At 69.7% G+C, this 18447-nt stretch carries 14 protein-coding genes; 8 read left to right on the top strand and 6 right to left on the bottom strand.

Going from position 1 to position 18447, the window contains the following annotated elements; all coding sequences use genetic code 11:
• Positions 1–70: 70 nt before the first annotated feature.
• Positions 71–847, top strand: a complete 777-nt coding sequence (locus tag MUU77_RS17700) for an AMP nucleosidase (RefSeq protein ID WP_245089733.1) — start codon at positions 71–73, stop codon at positions 845–847.
• 156 nt (positions 848–1003) lie between these two features.
• Entirely contained in the window at positions 1004–1543 is a 540-nt protein-coding gene (locus MUU77_RS17695; RefSeq protein ID WP_245089730.1) for a DUF924 family protein, read from the top strand.
• Positions 1544–1725: 182 nt separating this feature from the next.
• On the opposite strand, the gene grxD is transcribed toward MUU77_RS17695, so the two are convergent.
• Complete coding sequence (gene grxD / locus MUU77_RS17690; protein ID WP_245089728.1) at positions 1726–2655, bottom strand: Grx4 family monothiol glutaredoxin; 930 nt, start codon at positions 2653–2655, stop codon at positions 1726–1728.
• Between the two features lie 54 nt (positions 2656–2709).
• Between grxD and MUU77_RS17685 the strand changes: the two genes are divergently transcribed.
• Positions 2710–3522: a polysaccharide deacetylase family protein gene (locus tag MUU77_RS17685; RefSeq protein WP_245089726.1), complete on the top strand. Its 813-nt coding sequence runs from the start codon at positions 2710–2712 to the stop codon at positions 3520–3522.
• A gap of 58 nt (positions 3523–3580) precedes the next feature.
• On the opposite strand, the gene MUU77_RS17680 is transcribed toward MUU77_RS17685, so the two are convergent.
• Positions 3581–4228, bottom strand: coding sequence for an SGNH/GDSL hydrolase family protein (locus MUU77_RS17680; RefSeq protein ID WP_245089724.1), 648 nt, complete (start codon positions 4226–4228; stop codon positions 3581–3583).
• Between the two features lie 95 nt (positions 4229–4323).
• The gene (locus MUU77_RS17675) at positions 4324–5604 is read right to left on the bottom strand and encodes a pyridoxal phosphate-dependent aminotransferase (protein ID WP_245089722.1); all 1281 of its coding nucleotides are present in this window, start codon (positions 5602–5604) and stop codon (positions 4324–4326) included.
• Between the two features lie 92 nt (positions 5605–5696).
• Between MUU77_RS17675 and rsgA the strand changes: the two genes are divergently transcribed.
• Entirely contained in the window at positions 5697–6830 is a 1134-nt protein-coding gene (gene rsgA / locus MUU77_RS17670; protein WP_245089721.1) for a ribosome small subunit-dependent GTPase A, read from the top strand.
• A gap of 81 nt (positions 6831–6911) precedes the next feature.
• Here the strand turns inward: rsgA and gltS are convergent, their stop codons facing one another.
• The gene (gene gltS / locus MUU77_RS17665) at positions 6912–8114 is read right to left on the bottom strand and encodes a sodium/glutamate symporter (RefSeq protein WP_245089719.1); all 1203 of its coding nucleotides are present in this window, start codon (positions 8112–8114) and stop codon (positions 6912–6914) included.
• 102 nt (positions 8115–8216) lie between these two features.
• On the opposite strand from gltS, the gene MUU77_RS17660 reads away from it, so the two are divergent.
• Entirely contained in the window at positions 8217–9461 is a 1245-nt protein-coding gene (locus MUU77_RS17660; RefSeq protein ID WP_245089717.1) for a flavohemoglobin expression-modulating QEGLA motif protein, read from the top strand.
• 12 nt (positions 9462–9473) lie between these two features.
• Here the strand turns inward: MUU77_RS17660 and MUU77_RS17655 are convergent, their stop codons facing one another.
• The gene (locus tag MUU77_RS17655) at positions 9474–10703 is read right to left on the bottom strand and encodes a porin (protein ID WP_245089714.1); all 1230 of its coding nucleotides are present in this window, start codon (positions 10701–10703) and stop codon (positions 9474–9476) included.
• 89 nt (positions 10704–10792) lie between these two features.
• On the opposite strand from MUU77_RS17655, the gene MUU77_RS17650 reads away from it, so the two are divergent.
• Positions 10793–11437 carry a response regulator transcription factor gene (locus MUU77_RS17650; RefSeq protein ID WP_245089711.1) on the top strand — a complete coding sequence of 215 codons (645 nt, stop codon included), beginning with the start codon at positions 10793–10795 and terminating at the stop codon, positions 11435–11437.
• 22 nt (positions 11438–11459) lie between these two features.
• Here MUU77_RS17650 and MUU77_RS17645 read toward each other — a convergent pair whose 3' ends face one another.
• The gene (locus MUU77_RS17645; protein ID WP_245094651.1) at positions 11460–14102 is read right to left on the bottom strand and encodes a PAS-domain containing protein; all 2643 of its coding nucleotides are present in this window, start codon (positions 14100–14102) and stop codon (positions 11460–11462) included.
• A 135-nt stretch (positions 14103–14237) separates the two neighbouring features.
• On the opposite strand from MUU77_RS17645, the gene MUU77_RS17640 reads away from it, so the two are divergent.
• Complete coding sequence (locus tag MUU77_RS17640) at positions 14238–15593, top strand: dicarboxylate/amino acid:cation symporter (RefSeq protein WP_245089707.1); 1356 nt, start codon at positions 14238–14240, stop codon at positions 15591–15593.
• A gap of 177 nt (positions 15594–15770) precedes the next feature.
• Complete coding sequence (locus MUU77_RS17635; RefSeq protein ID WP_245089705.1) at positions 15771–18068, top strand: NADP-dependent malic enzyme; 2298 nt, start codon at positions 15771–15773, stop codon at positions 18066–18068.
• The last annotated feature ends 379 nt before the right edge of the window (positions 18069–18447 follow it).

The following is an 18447-nucleotide window of genomic DNA, read 5'->3' as shown; positions in this document are numbered from 1 at the left end:
GCGGCTTGCCAAGTGCATCGGTCGCAGTCGTGCCAGAATCGCCGTACAACAACAAGAAAAAGAGGCTTCCATGAAGGACAAGAGCGAGATCGTCGACAACTGGCTGCCGCGCTACACCGGCGTGCCGCTGGACCAGTTCGGCGAGCATATCCTGCTGACCAATTTCGGCGGCTACCTCAACGTGTTCTCGCAGCTGACGGGCGCGCCCATCGTCGGCCTGGACCGGCCGATGGCCAGCGCCACCGCCGACGGCATCACCATGATCAACTTCGGCATGGGCAGCCCCAATGCCGCCACGATGATGGACCTGCTCAGTGCGGTCTGTCCCAAGGCGGTGCTGTTCCTGGGCAAGTGCGGTGGCCTGAAGCGGAAGAACCAGTTGGGCGATCTGATCCTGCCGATCGCCGCCATCCGTGGCGAAGGCACCAGCGATGACTATCTGCCGCCCCAGGTACCGGCGCTGCCTGCGTTCGCGTTGCAGCGTGCGGTGTCCACGATGATCCGCGACCTGGGCCACGACTACTGGACCGGCACGGTGTTCACCACCAATCGCCGCGTGTGGGAACACGACATCGCGTTCAAAGAGCGCCTGCGGGCGATGCGCTGCATGGCCATCGACATGGAAACCGCCACCGTCTTCGCCGCCGGCTTCGCCAACCGCATCCCCTGCGGCGCGCTGCTGCTGGTCAGCGACCAGCCGATGATCCCCGAAGGCGTGAAGACCGAAGCCAGCGACGCCAAGGTCAGCTCCTCGTTCGTCGAGAACCACATCACCATCGGCATCGAAGCGCTCAGGCTGATCCGCCGCAACGGGAAGTCGGTGCGGCATCTGCGGTTCGACGAGTAGGCCGCCATCACCACCTGTACGAGCGCCCCATGGGCGCGATGCCGTTGTCGATATTCGAGAAGCAGAGCATCGCGCCCATGGGGCGCTCCTACATGATGTTGGGCAACGCCCCGGTGCATCGAGGTGTATCCGGCGCAGTCTCCACAGGAGAAGAACATGGACAACAGCAGCGACGTCATCGCCTTCTGGAAGAACGCCGGCTACGAGAAGTGGTTCGCCAACGACGATGCGTTCGACGCCGAGTTCGACCAGCGCTTCCGCGGCCTGCACTTCCGCGCGGCGCGGCGGGAACTCGAAGGGTGGATGGGCGATGCCGACGGCGCGCTGGCGCTGGTACTGCTGCTGGACCAGTTCCCGCGCAACTGTTTCCGCCAGAGCGCGCACTCCTATGCCACCGACGGCCTGGCCCGGCACTACGCCGCGCGGGCCGTCGAGGCGGGCTTGGACGCGCAGGTCGATCCGGCGCTGAAGATCTTCTTCTACATGCCGTTCGAGCATTCCGAGGCGCTGGACGACCAGCAGCGTTCGCTGGGCCTGTTCCGGGCCACCGGTGACGAGAACTACATCAGGTATGCGCAGCTGCACTACGACCTGATCGCGCGCTTCGGCCGCTTTCCGCACCGCAACGAGGCGCTGGGCCGCGTGTCGACGCAGGAGGAGCGCGATTACCTGGCCAGCGGCGGCTTCTCGGGATAGGCGAGCGGCGTGGGTCCGAGGGGTGCGACGCTGGGCGTGAACGAAGGCATCGCGCCCATGGGGCGCTCCTACTAAGCGGGTTCCTCTGTAGGAGCGCCCCATGGGCGCGATGCTCTTGAACAGGTGCAAAAAGAAAACGGGCCGAAGCCCGCTTTCCCGTATGCCCCGTGGAAGGTGCCGGCTCAGTACTTGCCGAGCGTACCGTCCACGTCGTCGGCCCAGGCGTTGATGCCGCCGGTGATGTTGTAGACGTTCGAGAAGCCGAGTGCGCGGAACTCTTCCGCCGCCTGCTGGCTGCGGCCGCCGCTGCGGCACAGGAAGGCCAGGGCCGTGTCCTTCGGCAGCGCTTCCAGTTCGGCGCGGCCGTTGCCGTCGAAGGTCTTGAACGGCAGCTTGACCGAGGCGATGGCGCGCTCGTCGGCCGGGCGCACGTCCACCAGCAGCACTTCGCTGGCGCGCACCTTGGCGTCGGCGTCCATCGGCGACAGCGCCTGCACGGGACGGGGCGCGTTCGGGTTGTCGATCGCCAGGCCCTTGCCGCGGATGTCGTCCACCCAGTCGATGGTGATGCCGTCGGCGCGGCGCGCGCTGGCCAGGTCGAACTGCACGCGCACGCCGTTGGATTCGCTGGCGATGGCGTTGGCGTCGAACTGCGCCAGCTGGAAGTTCGGCTGGAACTGCGCATTGATCGACAGCGCCAGCGCCGCGCCCGGGCCGGCGTCGGCCACCGCGTTCTGCAGCATCTCGGCGGCGGCCGGGGTGATGGTGATCGCCGGCGGCGTGCGGTCCGGCGCTTCCAGGCCCAGCAGCGTGGCCAGCTCGCCGGAGTTGGTCATCTGCTCGATGATGTCGCTGCCGCCGACGAGTTCGCCGTCGATGTACAGCTGCGGGATGGTCGGCCAGTCGCCGTAGACCTTGATGCCCTCGCGGATCTCCTGGTCTGCCAGCACGTTGACGTGCGCGTAGTCCACGCCCAGTGCCGACAGCGCGCCCACCGCCTTGGCCGAGAAGCCGCACTGCGGCATGGCCGGCTGGCCCTTCATGAACAGCACCACGCGGTTGGATTGCAGGAGGGATTCGATGCGCGAGCGCAGGGCGGGATCGAGGGACATGGACGGGTACCGGTCAGCGGGAGGGGAATTCTACGCCCCATGGCATCATGGGGCATGAGCACGACAGGAACACTGCATCGTCCGCCGCGCCGTCCCGGCCTGATATTGGGCCTGCTGGTGCTCTCGCAAGTGGGCGTGGCCTGCCTGTGGTGGCGGTTCGGCTGGCAGATCGGCCTGCCGGTGATGGTGGCCACCCACCTGCTGGTGGTCGCGGCCACGCTGCATCCGCGCGCCACCCTGTTCTGCCCGGCCCTGTCGCGGTTGCCGACGGCCGAGCGGGTGGTCTGGCTGACCATCGACGACGGGCCCTCTGACGAGACCGCCGCGATGCTGGAGTTGCTGGACCGCCACCGGGCCCGGGCCACGTTCTTCCTGGTGGGCGAACGGGCCCGGGCGCATCCGGCGCGGGTCCAGGCCATCCGCGACCGCGGCCATGGCATCGGCAACCACAGCGCCGATCACCCCGATACGCGCTTCTGGCGGCTGGGTCCGGCCGCCATGGAAGACCAGATCGGCCGCACGCAGTCCATCCTCACCGCGATCACCGGGCAGACGCCGCGCTGGTACCGCAGCGTGGTGGGCATGACCAACCCGTTCGTGGGGCTGTCGCTGAAACGGCACGGTCTGGCGCGCGTGGCCTGGAGCGCGCGCGGCTTCGACGGCGTGGACTGCCGGCCCGACCAGGTGCTGGCGCGCATCACCCGCGGCATCGCGCCCGGCGCCATCGTGCTGCTGCATGAGGGCGCGGCGCACGGGCACAACGTGGCGATCCTGGCACAGCTGCTGGCGTGGCTGGACGCACAGGGTTATCGCACGGTGCTGCCGGAGTCGGATGCGGCGCCGCTGGCGGCCATCGCCGCCGCGTAGCCTGCGCCATGCGCACGACGCGCGCTGACGGATTCATGGGTGGTGCGCGCAGCGCACGCTACGCCAGCAGGTGATGGGCCACCGGAAACGCGAGTCGCGTCCACTCGGCGTACATCGCGGCGGACGGATGCAGGCCGTCATCGGCCACCATCCCGGGCTGGGCACCCTGCGCCCGACTGACTGAGGTGATGTCGACGAAGGCCACGCCGCGTTGCGTGCAGGCCTGGCGCGCCGCCAGGTTGTAGGCATCCAGTTCGCGTGCGACCTGTGCGACATCGCGGCCGGACTGCGCCCCGAACGGGGTCACGCCCCAGTCGGGAATCGACAGCACCAGCACCCGTCCGGGCCGGTTGCCCGCCAGGCCGATGGCGCGCCACAACAGTGCGGCGAACTGCGTGCGGTATTCCTCCACGTCGCGGCCGCGGTACTGGTTGTTCACGCCGATCAGCAGGGTGACGAAGTCGTACTGGCCCAGCGGTTCGGCGGCGGTGATGGCGGCATCCAGTTCGTCGGTGGTCCAGCCGGTGGTGGCGATGATGCGCGGGTCGCCGAGCAGCACGCCCTCCTGCCGCAGCAGGCGGGCCAGTTGCAGGGGCCAGCGGCCGGCGTCGTCCACCGCCTCGCCGATGGTGTAGGAATCGCCCAGCGCGAGGTAGCGCAGTTCGGTGGTGAGGGCGGTGGTATGCGGGGCGGAGATCGTGGTCATTGATGCCTACCCTGTAGGTGGGAGCGACGTCAGTCGCGATAGGCCCATTGGAAAACGCTTCGCGACTTGCGTCGCTCCCCCACATGCCATCCGGCTTACGCCGCCGCCGGCCGCGGCTTGCCCTTGATCGGCACCACCTTGGTGGCCGCTTCCGCGCGGCGCGTCAGGGCCCGGTCGATGCGGGCGAAGACTTCGCGCATGGTGGCCGCATCGGGCAACAGGGTGACGCGGAAGTGGTGGCGGTAGGGCACGTTGAAGCTGGAGCCCGGCACGACCAGCACGCCTTCGGTCTCCATCAGTTCCAGCGCGAACGTGTGGTCGTCGAAGCCCTTGGCGGCATCGCCGACGACGGACGGGAACGCGTACAGCGCGCCGGCCGGGTTCACCAGCGCCAGGTGGGTGCTGGCCTCGCAGGCCTCGATCACCGCGCGGCGGGTCTCGTACAGGCGTCCGCCCGGCGCGCACAAGGCACTGATCGTATCCGGGCCGTTGACCGCCGCCTCGATGGCGTACTGGCCGGGCACGTTGGCGCACAGGCGCAGCGCGCTGAGCAGGTCCATCGCGTGCAGGAAGTCGCGCACCACGTCGCCGTGGCCGGACACCACGGCCCAGCCCACGCGCCACCCGCAGGCGCGGTGCACCTTGCTCAGGCCGCTGAAGGTGATGCAGGGCACGTCGCCGGCCAGCGGCGCCACCGGCACGAAGCCCGCGCCGTCGTACAGCACCTGGTCGTAGATCTCGTCGACCATCAGCAGCAGGCGGTGCTTGGCCGCGATGGCGACGATGCGCTCCAGCAGCTCGCGCGGATACGTCGCGCCGGTGGGGTTGTTGGGGTTGATCAGCACGATGGCGCGGGTGCGCGAGCTGACCAGCTGCTCGATCTCGACCGGATCGGGCAGGAAATCGTTGTCCGGATCGCAGCGGTAATACACCGGGCGGCCATCGTTGAGGATGGTGGCGGCCGACCACAACGGATAGTCGGGCGAGGGCACCAGCACTTCGTCGCCGGGGTTGAGCAGTGCCCGCAGCGACAGGTCGATCAGTTCCGACACGCCGTTGCCGACGAACACGCGGTCCGGGTGCGCATCCGGCGTGCCGCGCCGGGCATACACCGCGGCGATGGCGTCGCGTGCGGCGGGCAGGCCCTGCTGGTGGGTGTACGGATCGGTGCGGCCCATGTCGTCGGCGATCGCGCGCTGCAGGTGCTCCGGCGCGCGGAAACCGAAGGCGCCCGGGTTGCCGATGTTCAGCTTGATCAGCTTCTGCCCCTGGGCCTCCAGCTCGCGGGCTCGCCGTGCCAGTTCGCCCCGGATCTCGTAGCGGACTTCGGACAGGCGTTCGCGCGTGGCGAGCGGTTTGACGGGCGGGGTGGGCATGGCGGAACCGCGGAGGGGCGAATGAGTTGGGGAGGGCCAGCTTAGCGGATATTTGGGCCGTCCGGCCCCGTCGGCTTCAGGGGCCGTCTAGAATGCGCGCCATGCCCGAAACCCCCGTCCCCAGCGTGCCCGACGTCACCCTTCTGCGGTCGATCGGCTGGCCTTACACGGGGAAACCGGAGGACAGCGCCTGGCGGGCCGCGATGGAAGCCCATCCCGGCGCCACCCCGGCACGTGTCATCGAGCAGCACCGCTCGGGCTACGTGGTGGCCGATGCGCCGGGCGTGGGCGTCAAGGCCGAGTCGCTTCCCGAATGGCAGCGTCCGCGGTTCCCCGCCCACGAACGCCCCGCCGTCGGCGACTGGGTGCTGCTGGAGGGCGCCGCCTCCCGGCGCCCGCGCATCGTGGCGCTGCTGCCGCGCCATACCGGGATCAAGCGCGGGGCGGCCGGCGAGCACTACCACCAGCAGGTGATCGCCGCGAACGTGGATACGGTGTTCATCGTCTGCGGCCTGGACGCGGACTTCAATCCGCGCCGCATCGAGCGCTACCTGCTGCTGGTCGGTGGCGGCGGCGCGCAGCCGGTGGTGGTGCTGACCAAGGCCGACCGCACCGAATACGCCGAGGACGCGGTGGAGGTGCTGGCCGACCTCACCGCGCAGGGCGTGCCGGTGTTCACCGTCAATGCGAAGGATGCCGGCAGCGTCGCGCAGCTGGCCCCGTGGCTGGAACCGGGCCATACGGTGGTGCTGGTGGGGTCGTCGGGCGCGGGCAAGTCCACGCTGACCAACACCCTGCTCGGCGACGAGCGCATGAAGACCGGCGAAGTCCGCGAAAGCGACTCGCGCGGGCGCCACACCACCACGTTCCGCGCGCTCATTCCGCTGCCCGCTGGCGCCTGCCTGATCGACACCCCCGGCATGCGCGAACTCAAGCCCACCGGTGAGGAAGACCTGGCCGACGGCGGCTTCGCCGACATCGAAGCGCTGGCGGCGCAGTGCAGGTTCCGCGACTGCTCGCACCAGCGCGAACCGGGCTGCGCCGTGCGTGCGGCGATCGAGCGCGAGGAGCTGGACGAGGGCCGCTTCCTCAACTACCTCAAGCTGCGCGACGAAGTCGCCGCGGCGGCCGACAAGCTGGCCTCGCGCCTGGCCGACAAGGCCAATGCGAAAGTGCAGAACAAGGCGTTGAACAAGCGGCTGGCCGACAAATACGGCAAGCGCTAGCCGTATGCCCCTATCGTCATCCCGGCCTTCGCCGGGATGACGGTCGATGAGTATCAACGCTCGTTCAACTCCAGGGATCGATCAATCCCACAGATTGATGAACCCGGTGATGATCAGCGCGTTGGTGAAGTCGATGAAGAACGCGCCCACCAGCGGCGCCACCAGGAATGCGCGCGGCGCCATGCCATAGCGTTCCACCAGGGTGCGCATCACCGCCATCGCATTGGCCGTGGTGCCCAGCATGAAGCCGATGAAGCCGCCGCCCATCACCGCCGCGTCGTAGTCGCGGCCCATCACCCGGAACACCACGCCGCAGAACAGCGCCACCACCACCACCTGCAGCGCCAAGTTGACCAGCAGCGGCGCGGCCAGGCCGGCCAGTTCCCACAGTTTGAGGTTCATCAGCGCCACCGCCAGGAACAGCGACAGGCAGACGTTGCCGATCAGGTCGGTGGTGGCCACCGGCAGGCGGATCCAGCCGGTGCGGTCGTCGAGGTAGCGGATCAGCGCGCCCACCATCATCGCGCCGACGTAGGCGGGCAGGGTCAGGCCCGCCGCGCTCAGCCCGGCGCTGACCCCGGCGCCCAGCCACATCGCCACCAGGATCACCACGATGCTCTTCAGCGCGTTGGATTCGCGGGTGGCGAAGTCCGGCGTATCGCGCGCGCCAAGCGGTTCGGCCGCCGATTCGTCCGGCGCGCCCAGGCGCACGCCGCCATACAGCTTGTGACGGCGGATCAGCACGGTCGCCGCGGGACCGCCGAGCAGGCCGCCGCACAGGATGCCGGCCATCGCCGAGGCCACGGCGATGGATTCCGCACCGCTCACGCCGGCCTGTTCGAACAGCGGCGCGAACGCCAGGCCCGTCGCCGGCCCGCCGGTCAGCGTGGTCGAGCCGGCCAGCACGCCGAACAGCGGGTGCAGGCCGAACCCCATCGCCACCGCCATGCCCAGCAGGTTCTGCACCACCGCGAACACGCTCGCCAGCAACAGGAAGACCACCACCTGCCGGCCGCTCAGCCGCAGCAGCGCCACGCTGGCGTTGACGCCGATGGTGGTGAAGAAGGCGATCATCAGCGGCGCCTGCAGGCTGGTGTCCAGGGTGAACAGGGTGACCTCGCGGCTGCGCGCCACCAGCACGGCCAGCGCCACCACCAGGCCGCCGATCACCGGCGCCGGCAGGTTGTAGCGGTTGAACAGCGGGACCACGCGGCACAGCGCATAACCGAGGAAGAGGGCCAGGCCGGCGAAGGCCAGCGTCTGCACCGCGTCGAGTTCCAGCATGCCGCCCCCGCACCGATGGAAGAGCGCCGAGCATAGTCCAGGCGTGGGCGCTTGTGCCGGCCACCGCATGCGCTGGGCTACAGTGTGCGCCAGGGAGGATCCATGCAGCCCGACATCGCCCATCACGCCGCGCTCGACGAGCGCCTGGTCAAGGCCGTGCGCGGCATCAGGCTGCTCAGCCTGGCCAGTTGGCCGGCCGACGCCCAGACCCGCTTCCTGGCGGGCGTGGCACGCGGCCAGCCGGCGCTGCCGGCGATCGAGTACCCGCGCCTGGACTTCGGCGATGCGCGCCGGGAACTGGCCGCCATCGCCGCCGCCGCGGACCCCGCGCATCCGCTGGGATGCTACCTGCGCGATTCGGTGCACAGCTGGGACACCGCCGCGCAGTTGCTGGAGTCGCTGGGCACGCCGACGGTGACCACGCACTCGGTGGCGCTGTTCGGCACGCCGGAGGAATGCCTGCCCGGCGACGGTCCGACCACGCGCGAAGCGGCCGGGCACTTCATCGCCATCGCCAACGACCTGGACCACGAACTGCTGGCTCCGGAAGAACACATCCCGGTATCGGCCACCGCCCTGCAGCTGCAGTTGCAGGCGGACCTGGACGAGTTCTTCGACGGCCGCGTCATCACCGTCGAGCTGGACCCCACGCTGATCGCCAAGGCGGCGGCCGGCGCCACCCGCATCCGCCTGCGCCACGGCGCCGCCTTCAGCGACTACGACCGCCGGCAGTTGCTGCAGCACGAGGCGCTGGTGCATTCGCTGACCGCCTTGAACGGGCGCGAGCAGACGGTGCTGCCCAGCCTGGCGCTGGCTTCGCCGCGGGTGACCGTCACCCAGGAGGGCCTGGCGACCTTCGCCGAACAGATCACCGGCAGCATCGACATCGAGCGCATGAAGCGCATCAGCCTGCGCATCGAGGCGGTGGCCATGGCCCTGGCCGGCGCCGACTTCATCCAGGTCTTCGACTATTTCCGCGGTGCGGGGCAGAGCCAGGCGGAAAGCTTCTCCTCGGCGCAGCGGGTGTTCCGCGGCGTGCCCACCACCGGCGGGGCGGCCTTCACCAAGGACACGGTGTACCTGCGCGGCCTGATCGGCGTGCACACCTTCTTCCGCCGCTCGCTGCAGCAGGACCGGTTGCGGCTGTGCCGGCGGTTGTTCGCCGGCAAGATGACGCTGGAGGACGTTGCCGCCTTCGAGCCCCTGTTCGAGGACGGCGTGCTGGCCCCGCCGCGCTGGCTGCCGCGCTGGGTCAGCCGCGCCAACGGCCTGGCCGGCGTGCTGGCGTTTTCGCTGTTCGCCAACCGCATCCGCCTGGACCGGCTCGCCGATCCGACGGGCGGCTGAAACCCTCGTGCGTCAGAAGTCCACCTGCAGCCGTCCAGCCACGGCCCGCGTGCGGTCCAGTACCGTGCCCAGCTGCCGGTCGCGGCTGCGGCTGTCGGTGTAGTCCAGCATCAGCCGCAGGTGCGGGCGCGGATACCAGTTCACACCCGCCGTCCAGGCGTCGACGGCGCGATCGCGTTGGGTCGGCCCGCCGTCCACGCGCTGCCGCCCGCCGAGCGCGTCATAGCGCAGTGCCACTTCCCACGCGCCCCCGCGCGCGGCCGGCTGGATGCGGCCGAAGCGCCCATGCTTGGCATCGTAGGGGCGGATCTCGCCGGTCAGCATCCAGGCGGCCTGGAGGTAGGCGGCAGTCAGCCGCCCGGTCTGCTGTCCGTCGGCATACCGCGCGACGGCGGCCTCGCCCTGGTAGGAGAATGCGCCGTTCACGCCGGCCAGCTCCAGCGACGCCTTCGATACCCGGGTGTCCCGTCCGTCGGCGAAGTCGAGCACGGTGAGCCGGCTGTTGTCGGAGAACACGCCCGCCGGACGCACGCGCACGCGCAGCGCCGCAGCACCGCCGGCACCGGGATGGTCGTAGTCCTCGCGTGCCGCCGACACGCCCACGTGCAGCACGTGTCCGGCCTCGCGCCATGGCGCATGGCTGGCGCGCATCGCCGCGGCGCGGCCGCGGGTCTGCCACACGTCGATGCTTTCCAGGCTGTAGACGCCACCGCCCAGCGTGTAGCCGTCGCGTGCCGACAGCCAAGCCGCGCCCAGCCGGTAGGTGGGTGCCAGCGCCTGGCCCAGGTAGCTGCGTTCGACGAAGACGGTATGGTTGGAACTGACGCGGTCGTCCAGGGTGACGTACTGCTTGAACTGGCCCAGGGTGAGGGTGCCGGCCGCGAACTTGCGGGTGAGGTAGACATCGCGCGCGAGCACTTCGTCGCCGGCGAAGTCGGCTTCAAGCTTGTAGCCCAGGCCGTAGAACCTGCCCGACAGGTCCAGCCAGGCCGCGCGCAGGTCCGCATCGTCCGCATTGGGCGTGCCGCGCGCATCGTTGTCGAAGCGGGCGATATCCCAATGCAGGCGACCGCCCACCTTGGCGGTGACGGGCCGGTCCCCGTCGCTGTCCGCCAGCGCAGTCCCGGCAAGCAGCAGGAGGACGGCGGCGAGGGCATAGCGGGATGCGCGCGGATCGGGATGCATGGCGGAGGCGGCGTCGGTGGCGGTGCCCGGCACGATGGCAGCGGGGGTGCCGGCCACCAATAACGCATTGGTACTAGGGCGCCGACGCGCGCCGCGCCGCTGCGCGGCAGCGGCGCAACGCCGGCGTGCCGTGCCAGACTGGCGCCATGACTGCGCACAAGATCCTCATCGCCGACGACCATCCGCTGTTCCGCGCGGCGGTGGTGCATGCGCTGGACGGACTGCTGGGGCCGGTGTCCTGGCGGGAAGCGGCCAGCGCTTCGGCGCTGACCGCGGCGCTGGCCGACGACCCCGACTGCGACCTGATCCTGCTCGACCTGACCATGCCGGGGGCGCGCGGGTTTTCCTCGCTGGTGTACCTGCGCGGCGAACGCCCGGACGTGCCGGTGATCGTCATCTCGTCCAACGACCATCCGCCGGTGATCCGCCGCGCTCAGCAGTTCGGCGCGGCCGGGTTCATCCCCAAGTCCTCGCCGGTGGAGGTCATCGGGACCGCGGTGCGTGCGGTGCTGGACGGCGGTACCTGGTTCCCCCCGATCACCGCCGAACGCTCGGAAGCCGATGCGCGGCTGGCAGCGCGGCTGGCCCAGCTCACCCCGCAGCAGTTCCGCGTGCTGCTCAGCCTGGCCGATGGTCTGCTGAACAAACAGATCGCCTACGAATTCGGCCTGGCCGAGAACACGGTGAAGGTGCACGTCACCGCGATCCTCAAGAAGCTGGAATGCAACAGCCGCACCCAGGCCGCGCTGCTGGTGAAGGCACTGGAGCAGGAAGGGGGCGCCGACCGGTAGTGCGGCCCACGCCCGGGGGCGGCTACCGCTCGCGGCCGCGCAGCAGGGTCTGCATCATCAGTGCGCGCAGGGCGGCCGGCTTCACCGGCTTGGACAGGAAGCCCCAGCCATGCTGCCGGGCCAGCGCGCGCACGGCGTCGTCGCGTTCGGCGGTGACCAGGATCACCGCCACCTCGCGCTTCCAGCGCCTGGCCAGGGCCCCGTACAGCTCGGGGCCCGTGACCGCGCCCAGGCGGACATCCAGTAGCACCAGGTCGGGCACCGCATCGGCGCGCGCCGCCGCCAGCGCTTCGTCCGCGCCCGCGGCCAGGGTGACCCGGCACGACCAGCGTTCGAGCAGCGCGCGCGCCGCCTCGCGAACGCGGGGATCGTCGTCGATGCACCACACCGCGCAGCCCTGCAGCGAGGAGCCGTCGTCCGGCTCGGCAGCGGTGGGCGGAGGGGCGACCGCCGTCGCGGCGTCGCCACGCGGGACGGACACGCTGAAGACACTGCCGCGACCGGGCGAGGAACGCAGGCCGATGGGATGGCCGAGCAGCCGCGCGATGCGCTCGACGATGGCCAGGCCCAGGCCGGCGCCGCGGTCGCTGTTGACGCCATCGTCCAGCCGGCGGAATTCCTCGAAGATCTCCCGCTGGTGCGCGGCGGGAATGCCGGGCCCGGTGTCGTGCACTTCGATGCGGACGCCGTCGGCGGTGCGCCGGCAGCCCAGCACGATGCGCCCGCGCGCCGTGTAGCGGACCGCGTTGGACAGGAAGTTCTGCAGGATGCGCCGCAGCAGGGCTTCGTCGCTGCGCACGACGGCGCGCGTCGGCACGCTTTCCAGCCTCAGTCCGCGGTCGGCGGCGAGGATGCCGAACTCGCGCACCAGCGTCTCCAGCAGCGGCGCGAGCGCGAAGTCGCCCACGCGCGTGGGCAGCGCACCGGACTCCAGCCGCGCGATGTCCAGCAGGCTGTTGAGGATCGCGTCCTGGGCGACCAGCGCGTTGTCCACATGGTCGGCGATGCGACGCGCCTCGTCGTCGGGCAGGCGCCCGCGCAGCGCGGAGACGAACATGCGCGCCGCATTCAGTGGCTGCAGCAGGTCGTGCACCGCCGAGGCGACGAAGCGCGTCTTGTAGCGGTTGGCGTCCTCGGCCGCCTGGGTGGCCTGGGCCAGCGCGCGCGTGCGTTCCTCCACGCGATGCTCCAGCGCATCGGCCAGCGAGCGCAGCTCGCGGGCGGCGGTCTTGTAGCTGGTGATGTCGGCATAGCTGGTGACGAAGCCGCCGTCCGGCAACGGGTTGCCGCGGATCTCCAGCACCACGCCGTCCTCCTTCTCGCTCTCGCGCATGTGCGGCTTGCCGCTGCGCAGGTGGTCCAGCCGGCGTTGGATCGCCTCCTCTACCGGGCCCGGACCCAGCAGGCCCCGACGCGCGTTGTAGCGGAACACGTCCTCGATCCGCCGGCCGACGTGGATCAGGTCCGGCGGGAAGCGGAACAGGTCCAGGTAGCGCGAGTTCCACGCCACCAGGCGCAGGTCGGCGTCGATGATCACCACGCCCTGCGGCAGGTGTTCCAGGCTGCGGCTGAGGCCCGCATCGGCCGAGCGCGCAGCTTCGACGATGCCGTCCTGGGCCGTGCGCAGTTCCTGCGCGTGCTGCTGCAGCACGGCTTCCAGTTCGGCGCGGCTGCGCTGCCGCAGTGCGGCCAGGCGCCGCCGCTGCTGCATGAACAACGCCAGGAACGACAGCGCCAGCCAGCCGCCGCCGGCCGCGACCGCCGCTGTGCGCGCTGCCGCATCGATCGAGGCCGCGTCGTGCAGCAGGTGCAGGCGCCAGCCTTCGCCCGGGAGCGCCACCGACTGCCACAGCACCGGTCCGGCGAGCGGCGGGTCCAGCACGCGCACGCGGCGCGCGCTGTCCGGATCCGAGGACAGCGCCTGCACGCGCAGCGGTGGGAGCGGCTGATGCGCATACTGGCGCGTGGCGGCCATGTCGCGCCGGTCGCGCGCGGTGAGCGGGCGCAGCGTGCGGTAGCGCCAGGCGTCGCCGCTGGCGAGGAAGATCACGTCGTGCGCGTCGCTGACCAGCACGATGTCCGGCGTCTGCAGCCACTCCTGCTCCAGCGCGTCCAGCTCGATCTTGATGACGACCAGGCAGGCGACCCGCCCGTCGCTACCGGTGATGGCCTGGGACAGGAAGTAGCCGGGCTCGCCCGTGGTCAGGCCGATGCCGTAGAACTGGCCGCGCCCGTGGCGCAGCGCCTGCTGCACGTAGGGACGGAAGCTGTAATCCTCGCCGACGTTGCTGGAAGGTCCGCGCCAGTTGCTGGCCGCCAGCGCGATGCCGCGGCGGTCGATCAGGGTGAGCGTGGAGGAGCGGGTGACGCTGTTGGCATCCTCCAGGCGCCGGTTCAGCGCATCGCGGCGCGCGTCATCCACCGGCCCCGACAGCGCGCGGCGCAGGTCCGGATCCTGGGCCAGCACCTGCGGCAGGGTGCGGTAGCGGTCGATGCGTTGCTGCAGCGCCTGCGAGTGCAGGCCCAGCTGGCGGTGCAGCTGGGCCGTCTCGTCGCGCTGGGCGCGCGCGACGGCCCAGCGGTAGGCCATCGTCATGGCCAACACCGCGCCCCCCACGGTGAGCAGCACGATGAGCAGGGTCTGGCGGTGGCGGCGCGTGCGCAGCATGGTGGCCAGTCTACGGGCGCACCGCCGCGGCGTGGGCTAGTACCAATAGGTTATCGGTGCCGCGGCGAAGCGGGGGTACAACATCCGGGCCGCCGATCCGGGCGGCGCCCTGCCCGCACCCGGAGCCTTCCCATGCACCTGGCCGAAGCCGCCGTCCTGCCGCCATCCCGGCAGCCGCTGTACAAGCAACTCTACGTCCAGGTGGTCGTGGCCATCGTGCTGGGCGCGACGCTGGGCCATTTCGAGCCGGCGCTGGCCGAAGCGATGAAGCCGCTGGGCGATGCCTTCATCAAGCTGGTGAAGATGATCATTGCGCCGGTGATCTTCCTGACCATCGTCACCGGCATCGCCGGCATGACCCAGCTGCGCACGGTCGGCCGCGTGTTCGCCAAGACGATGGCCTACTTCCTGTTCTTCTCCACGCTGGCGCTGGTGGTCGGGATGGTCGTGGCGCACGTGGTGCAGCCCGGCGCCGGCATGAACATCAACCCGGCCGACCTGGACCAGTCCGCGGTCAACGACTACGTGCAGAAATCGCACGAACTGTCGCTGGTCGGCTTCCTGATGGACATCATCCCCAAGACCCTGGTCAGTCCGCTGGTGGGCGACAACATCCTGCAGGTGCTGTTCGTCGCCGTGCTGTTCGGCCTGTCGCTGGCGATGGTCGGCGAGAAGGGACGCCCGGTGCTGAACCTGCTGGAGGCGCTGACCACGCCGGTGTTCCGGCTGGTGCACATGCTGATGCGGGCCGCGCCGATCGGCGCCTTCGGCGCCATCGCCTTCACCATCGGCAAGTACGGCGTCGGCATGCTGGTCAACCTGGGGTGGCTGGTCGGGTCGTTCTACCTCACCTCGCTGCTGTTCGTGATCGTCATCCTCGGGCTGGTGTCGTGGTGGTGCGGCTTCTCGATCTTCCGCCTGATCCGCTACCTCAAGGCCGAGTTGCTGCTGGTGCTGGGCACTTCCTCCTCCGAATCCGCGCTGCCGTCGTTGATGGAAAAGATGGAGCGCGCCGGTGCGTCCAAATCGGTGGTCGGGCTGGTGGTGCCGACGGGCTACTCGTTCAACCTGGACGGCACCAACATCTACATGACCCTGGCCGCGCTGTTCATCGCCCAGGCCACCAACACCGAGCTGAGCTTGGGCCACCAGATCATGCTGCTGCTGGTGGCGATGCTGAGTTCCAAGGGCGCCGCCGGCGTCACCGGCGCCGGCTTCATCACCCTGGCCGCGACGCTCGCCGTGGTGCCGGAAGTGCCGGTCGCCGGCATGGCGCTGATCCTGGGCATCGACCGCTTCATGAGCGAATGCCGTTCGCTGACCAACTTCACCGGCAATGCGGTGGCCACGCTGGTGGTGGCGCGCTGGGAGAACGCGCTGGACCGCGACGCGCTGGCGCGCGCGCTGGGCGGGCCTTCCACGCCCATCGCCGCCGCGCCGGACCCCGCCGCCGGGCCGGGCGACCCGATGCGGCTCACGGCCGACTGACGCAGGCGCCGCCGCATCCGCGCAGGCACCACGGCCATGCCTGCGCGTGCGGGGCCGCGACCACCGCCGCACGCCAGACCGTGGTGTGACGTGACGCCGCACCCGCGAAATCCGGCTCTGGCGGGGACCGGTTAGAATTGCCGCTCCCCCGCCTTCACCACAGGCACCATTTCCGCGATGACGAACGACGATTTCAAGCAGGCCGCGCTGGAATACCACCGGCAATCCCCGCCCGGCAAGATCAAGGTCGCGCCGACCAAGCCGATGCTGACCCAGCGCGACCTGGCGCTGGCCTATTCGCCGGGCGTGGCCTATGCCTGCGAGGCGATCGTCGACAATCCCACCAGTGCCAGCGAGCTGACCGCGCGCGGCAACCTGGTGGCCGTGGTCACCAACGGCACCGCGGTGCTGGGCCTGGGCAACATCGGCCCGCTGGCCGGCAAGCCGGTGATGGAAGGCAAGGGCGTGCTGTTCCAGAAGTTCGCCGGCATCGACGTGTTCGACATCGAGATCGACGAGACCGACCCGGACAAGCTGGTCGACATCATCGCCTCGCTCGAACCCACCTTCGGTGGCATCAACCTGGAGGACATCAAGGCGCCGGAGTGCTTCATCGTCGAGCGCAAGCTGCGCGAGCGGATGAACATCCCGGTCTTCCACGACGACCAGCACGGCACCGCGATCATCGTCGGCGCGGCGGTGGTCAATGCGCTGGAGGTGGTGGGCAAGAAGATCGGCGAGGTGAAGCTGGCCACCAGCGGCGCCGGTGCGGCGGGCATCGCCTGCCTGGACATGCTGGTGGCGCTGGGCCTGAAACCGGAGAACATCCTGGCCTTCGACCGCGACGGCGTGATCTACACCGGTCGCCCGAACCTGGACCCGGACAAGGCGCGCTACGCGCGCGACACCGGCAAGCGTTCGCTGGCCGAGATCGTCGACGGCGCGGACATCTTCCTGGGCCTGTCGGCCGGCGGCATCCTGAAGCCGGAGATGGTCGCCACCATGGCGGACAAGCCCGTCATCCTGGCGCTGGCCAACCCCAACCCCGAGATCTCGCCGGCCGACGCCAAGGCCGTGCGCCCGGACGCCATCATCGGCACCGGCCGCAGCGACTACCCGAACCAGGTCAACAACGCGCTCTGCTTCCCGTACATCTTCCGCGGCGCGCTGGACGTGGGCGCCACCGTCATCAACGAGGCGATGAAGGTGGCCTGCGTGCATGCCATCGCCAACCTGGCGCGCCGCGAAGCGTCCGACCTGGGCAGCGCCTACGGCGACGACGTGCCCTGCTTCGGCCCCGAATACCTCATCCCGCGCCCGTTCGATCCGCGCCTGCTGGTGGAAGTGGCCGCCGCGGTGGCGCAGGCCGCCATGGATTCCGGCGTGGCCCTGCGGCCGATCGCCGACATGTGGGCCTACCGCGAGAAGCTGGGCCAGTTCGTCTACCGCACCAGCCTGATGATGAAGCCGGTGTACGACCGCGCCCGCGCCGACATCAAGCGCGTGGTGTACGCCGAAGGCGAGGAAGAGACCGTGCTGCGCGCCGTGCAGACGGTGATCGACGAAGGCCTGGCCTTCCCCATCCTGATCGGCCGCCCCGAAGTGATCGACGCGCGCATCCAGCGCCTGGGCCTGCGCATGCGCGCGGGCGTGGATTTCGAGCTGACCAACCAGAACGACGATCCGCGCTTCAACGACTACTGGCAGCACTACCACGCGCTGACCGCGCGCCGCGGCGTGACCCCGGCGGCGGCGAAGAACCTGATGCGTTCGCGGCCCACGCTGATCGCCTCGGTGATGGTGGCGCGCGGCGAGGCGGATGCGCTGATCACCGGCATCGTCGGGCGCTTCCACAAGAAGCTGGGTTATGTGCGCAGCATGATTCCGCTGGATCCGGGCGTGCAGTCCACCTCGGCCATGACCGGCGTGATCAACAACCAGGGCGCGTACTTCTTCCTGGACACGCACGTGCAGGACGACCCCACCGCCGAGCAGATCGCCGAGGCCACGCTGCAGGCGGCCTACCGGCTGAAGCTGTTCGGCATCGAGCCGCGCATCGCGCTGCTGTCGCACTCCAACTTCGGCAGCCACGAAACCCCGGGCTCGCTGAAGATGCGCAAGGTGCGCGAGCTGCTGCTCAAGCGCAAGCCGGACCTCAACGTGGACGGCGAGATGCAGGGCGACACTGCCTGGGACGAAGTGCTGCGCAACCGGATCATGCCGGGCAGCACGCTGAGCGGGCGCGCGAACCTGTTCGTGCTGCCCAACCTGGATGCGGCCAACATCGCCTACAACATGGTGCGCGTGGTCACCGATGGCGTGGCCATCGGCCCCATCCTGATGGGCATCTCCAAGCCGGTACACATCCTGACCACCAGCGCCACGCCGCGGCGGGTGATCAACATGACCGCCATCGCCGCCGTGGACGCGCAGATCCGCCAGCAACGCGAGGCCGAGCGCAGCGGGCCGGGTTGAGGCACGGCGAATCGCCGGAACGGAAAACGCCCCGCATGCGGGGCGTTTTTTATTGCGGATGCTGCAGGAGCGACATGAGTCGCGACCGTCTGCCATCAGAGGCCAGGACGCCTGATTCATGCCGTCGCGACTCACGTCATTCCTACGACAACCAGGTTTCTTCCTTGGCTCCCGGCATCCGCGGCTGCTGCGTTGATCTCGGGCGAGTGTCAGCAATTCTGACTGAACTTGTACAGTCCTGCTGACAGGGAATTCCAAGAGACTGAATTGCAAAGGGTACTTGTTGTGAGATGACACGAATTGTCACGGAATGCCATCTCGCGCGCATGGTTTTCCGAGAGGTGGACTGATACGTTTGAACGCCCGATAGATTCGGGGC

It is taken from the genome of Pseudoxanthomonas sp. F37 (assembly GCF_022965755.1).
In the GTDB taxonomy this organism is placed as follows: domain Bacteria; phylum Pseudomonadota; class Gammaproteobacteria; order Xanthomonadales; family Xanthomonadaceae; genus Pseudoxanthomonas_A.
The sequence above is the reverse complement of the archived record's forward strand: the minus strand, read 5'-3'. Positions and strand labels throughout refer to the sequence as shown.

What these genes read in the sequence shown, in the direction of transcription:
- MUU77_RS17700 (WP_245089733.1), top strand. Translation starts at nt 71, where the DNA reads ATGAAGGACAAGAGCGAGATCGTCGACAACTGGCTGCCGCGCTACACC.
- MUU77_RS17695 (WP_245089730.1), top strand. Translation starts at nt 1,004, where the DNA reads ATGGACAACAGCAGCGACGTCATCGCCTTCTGGAAGAACGCCGGCTAC.
- grxD (WP_245089728.1), bottom strand. Translation starts at nt 2,655, where the DNA reads ATGTCCCTCGATCCCGCCCTGCGCTCGCGCATCGAATCCCTCCTGCAA.
- MUU77_RS17685 (WP_245089726.1), top strand. Translation starts at nt 2,710, where the DNA reads ATGAGCACGACAGGAACACTGCATCGTCCGCCGCGCCGTCCCGGCCTG.
- MUU77_RS17680 (WP_245089724.1), bottom strand. Translation starts at nt 4,228, where the DNA reads ATGACCACGATCTCCGCCCCGCATACCACCGCCCTCACCACCGAACTG.
- MUU77_RS17675 (WP_245089722.1), bottom strand. Translation starts at nt 5,604, where the DNA reads ATGCCCACCCCGCCCGTCAAACCGCTCGCCACGCGCGAACGCCTGTCC.
- rsgA (WP_245089721.1), top strand. Translation starts at nt 5,697, where the DNA reads ATGCGCGCCATGCCCGAAACCCCCGTCCCCAGCGTGCCCGACGTCACC.
- gltS (WP_245089719.1), bottom strand. Translation starts at nt 8,114, where the DNA reads ATGCTGGAACTCGACGCGGTGCAGACGCTGGCCTTCGCCGGCCTGGCC.
- MUU77_RS17660 (WP_245089717.1), top strand. Translation starts at nt 8,217, where the DNA reads ATGCAGCCCGACATCGCCCATCACGCCGCGCTCGACGAGCGCCTGGTC.
- MUU77_RS17650 (WP_245089711.1), top strand. Translation starts at nt 10,793, where the DNA reads ATGACTGCGCACAAGATCCTCATCGCCGACGACCATCCGCTGTTCCGC.
- MUU77_RS17640 (WP_245089707.1), top strand. Translation starts at nt 14,238, where the DNA reads ATGCACCTGGCCGAAGCCGCCGTCCTGCCGCCATCCCGGCAGCCGCTG.
- MUU77_RS17635 (WP_245089705.1), top strand. Translation starts at nt 15,771, where the DNA reads ATGACGAACGACGATTTCAAGCAGGCCGCGCTGGAATACCACCGGCAA.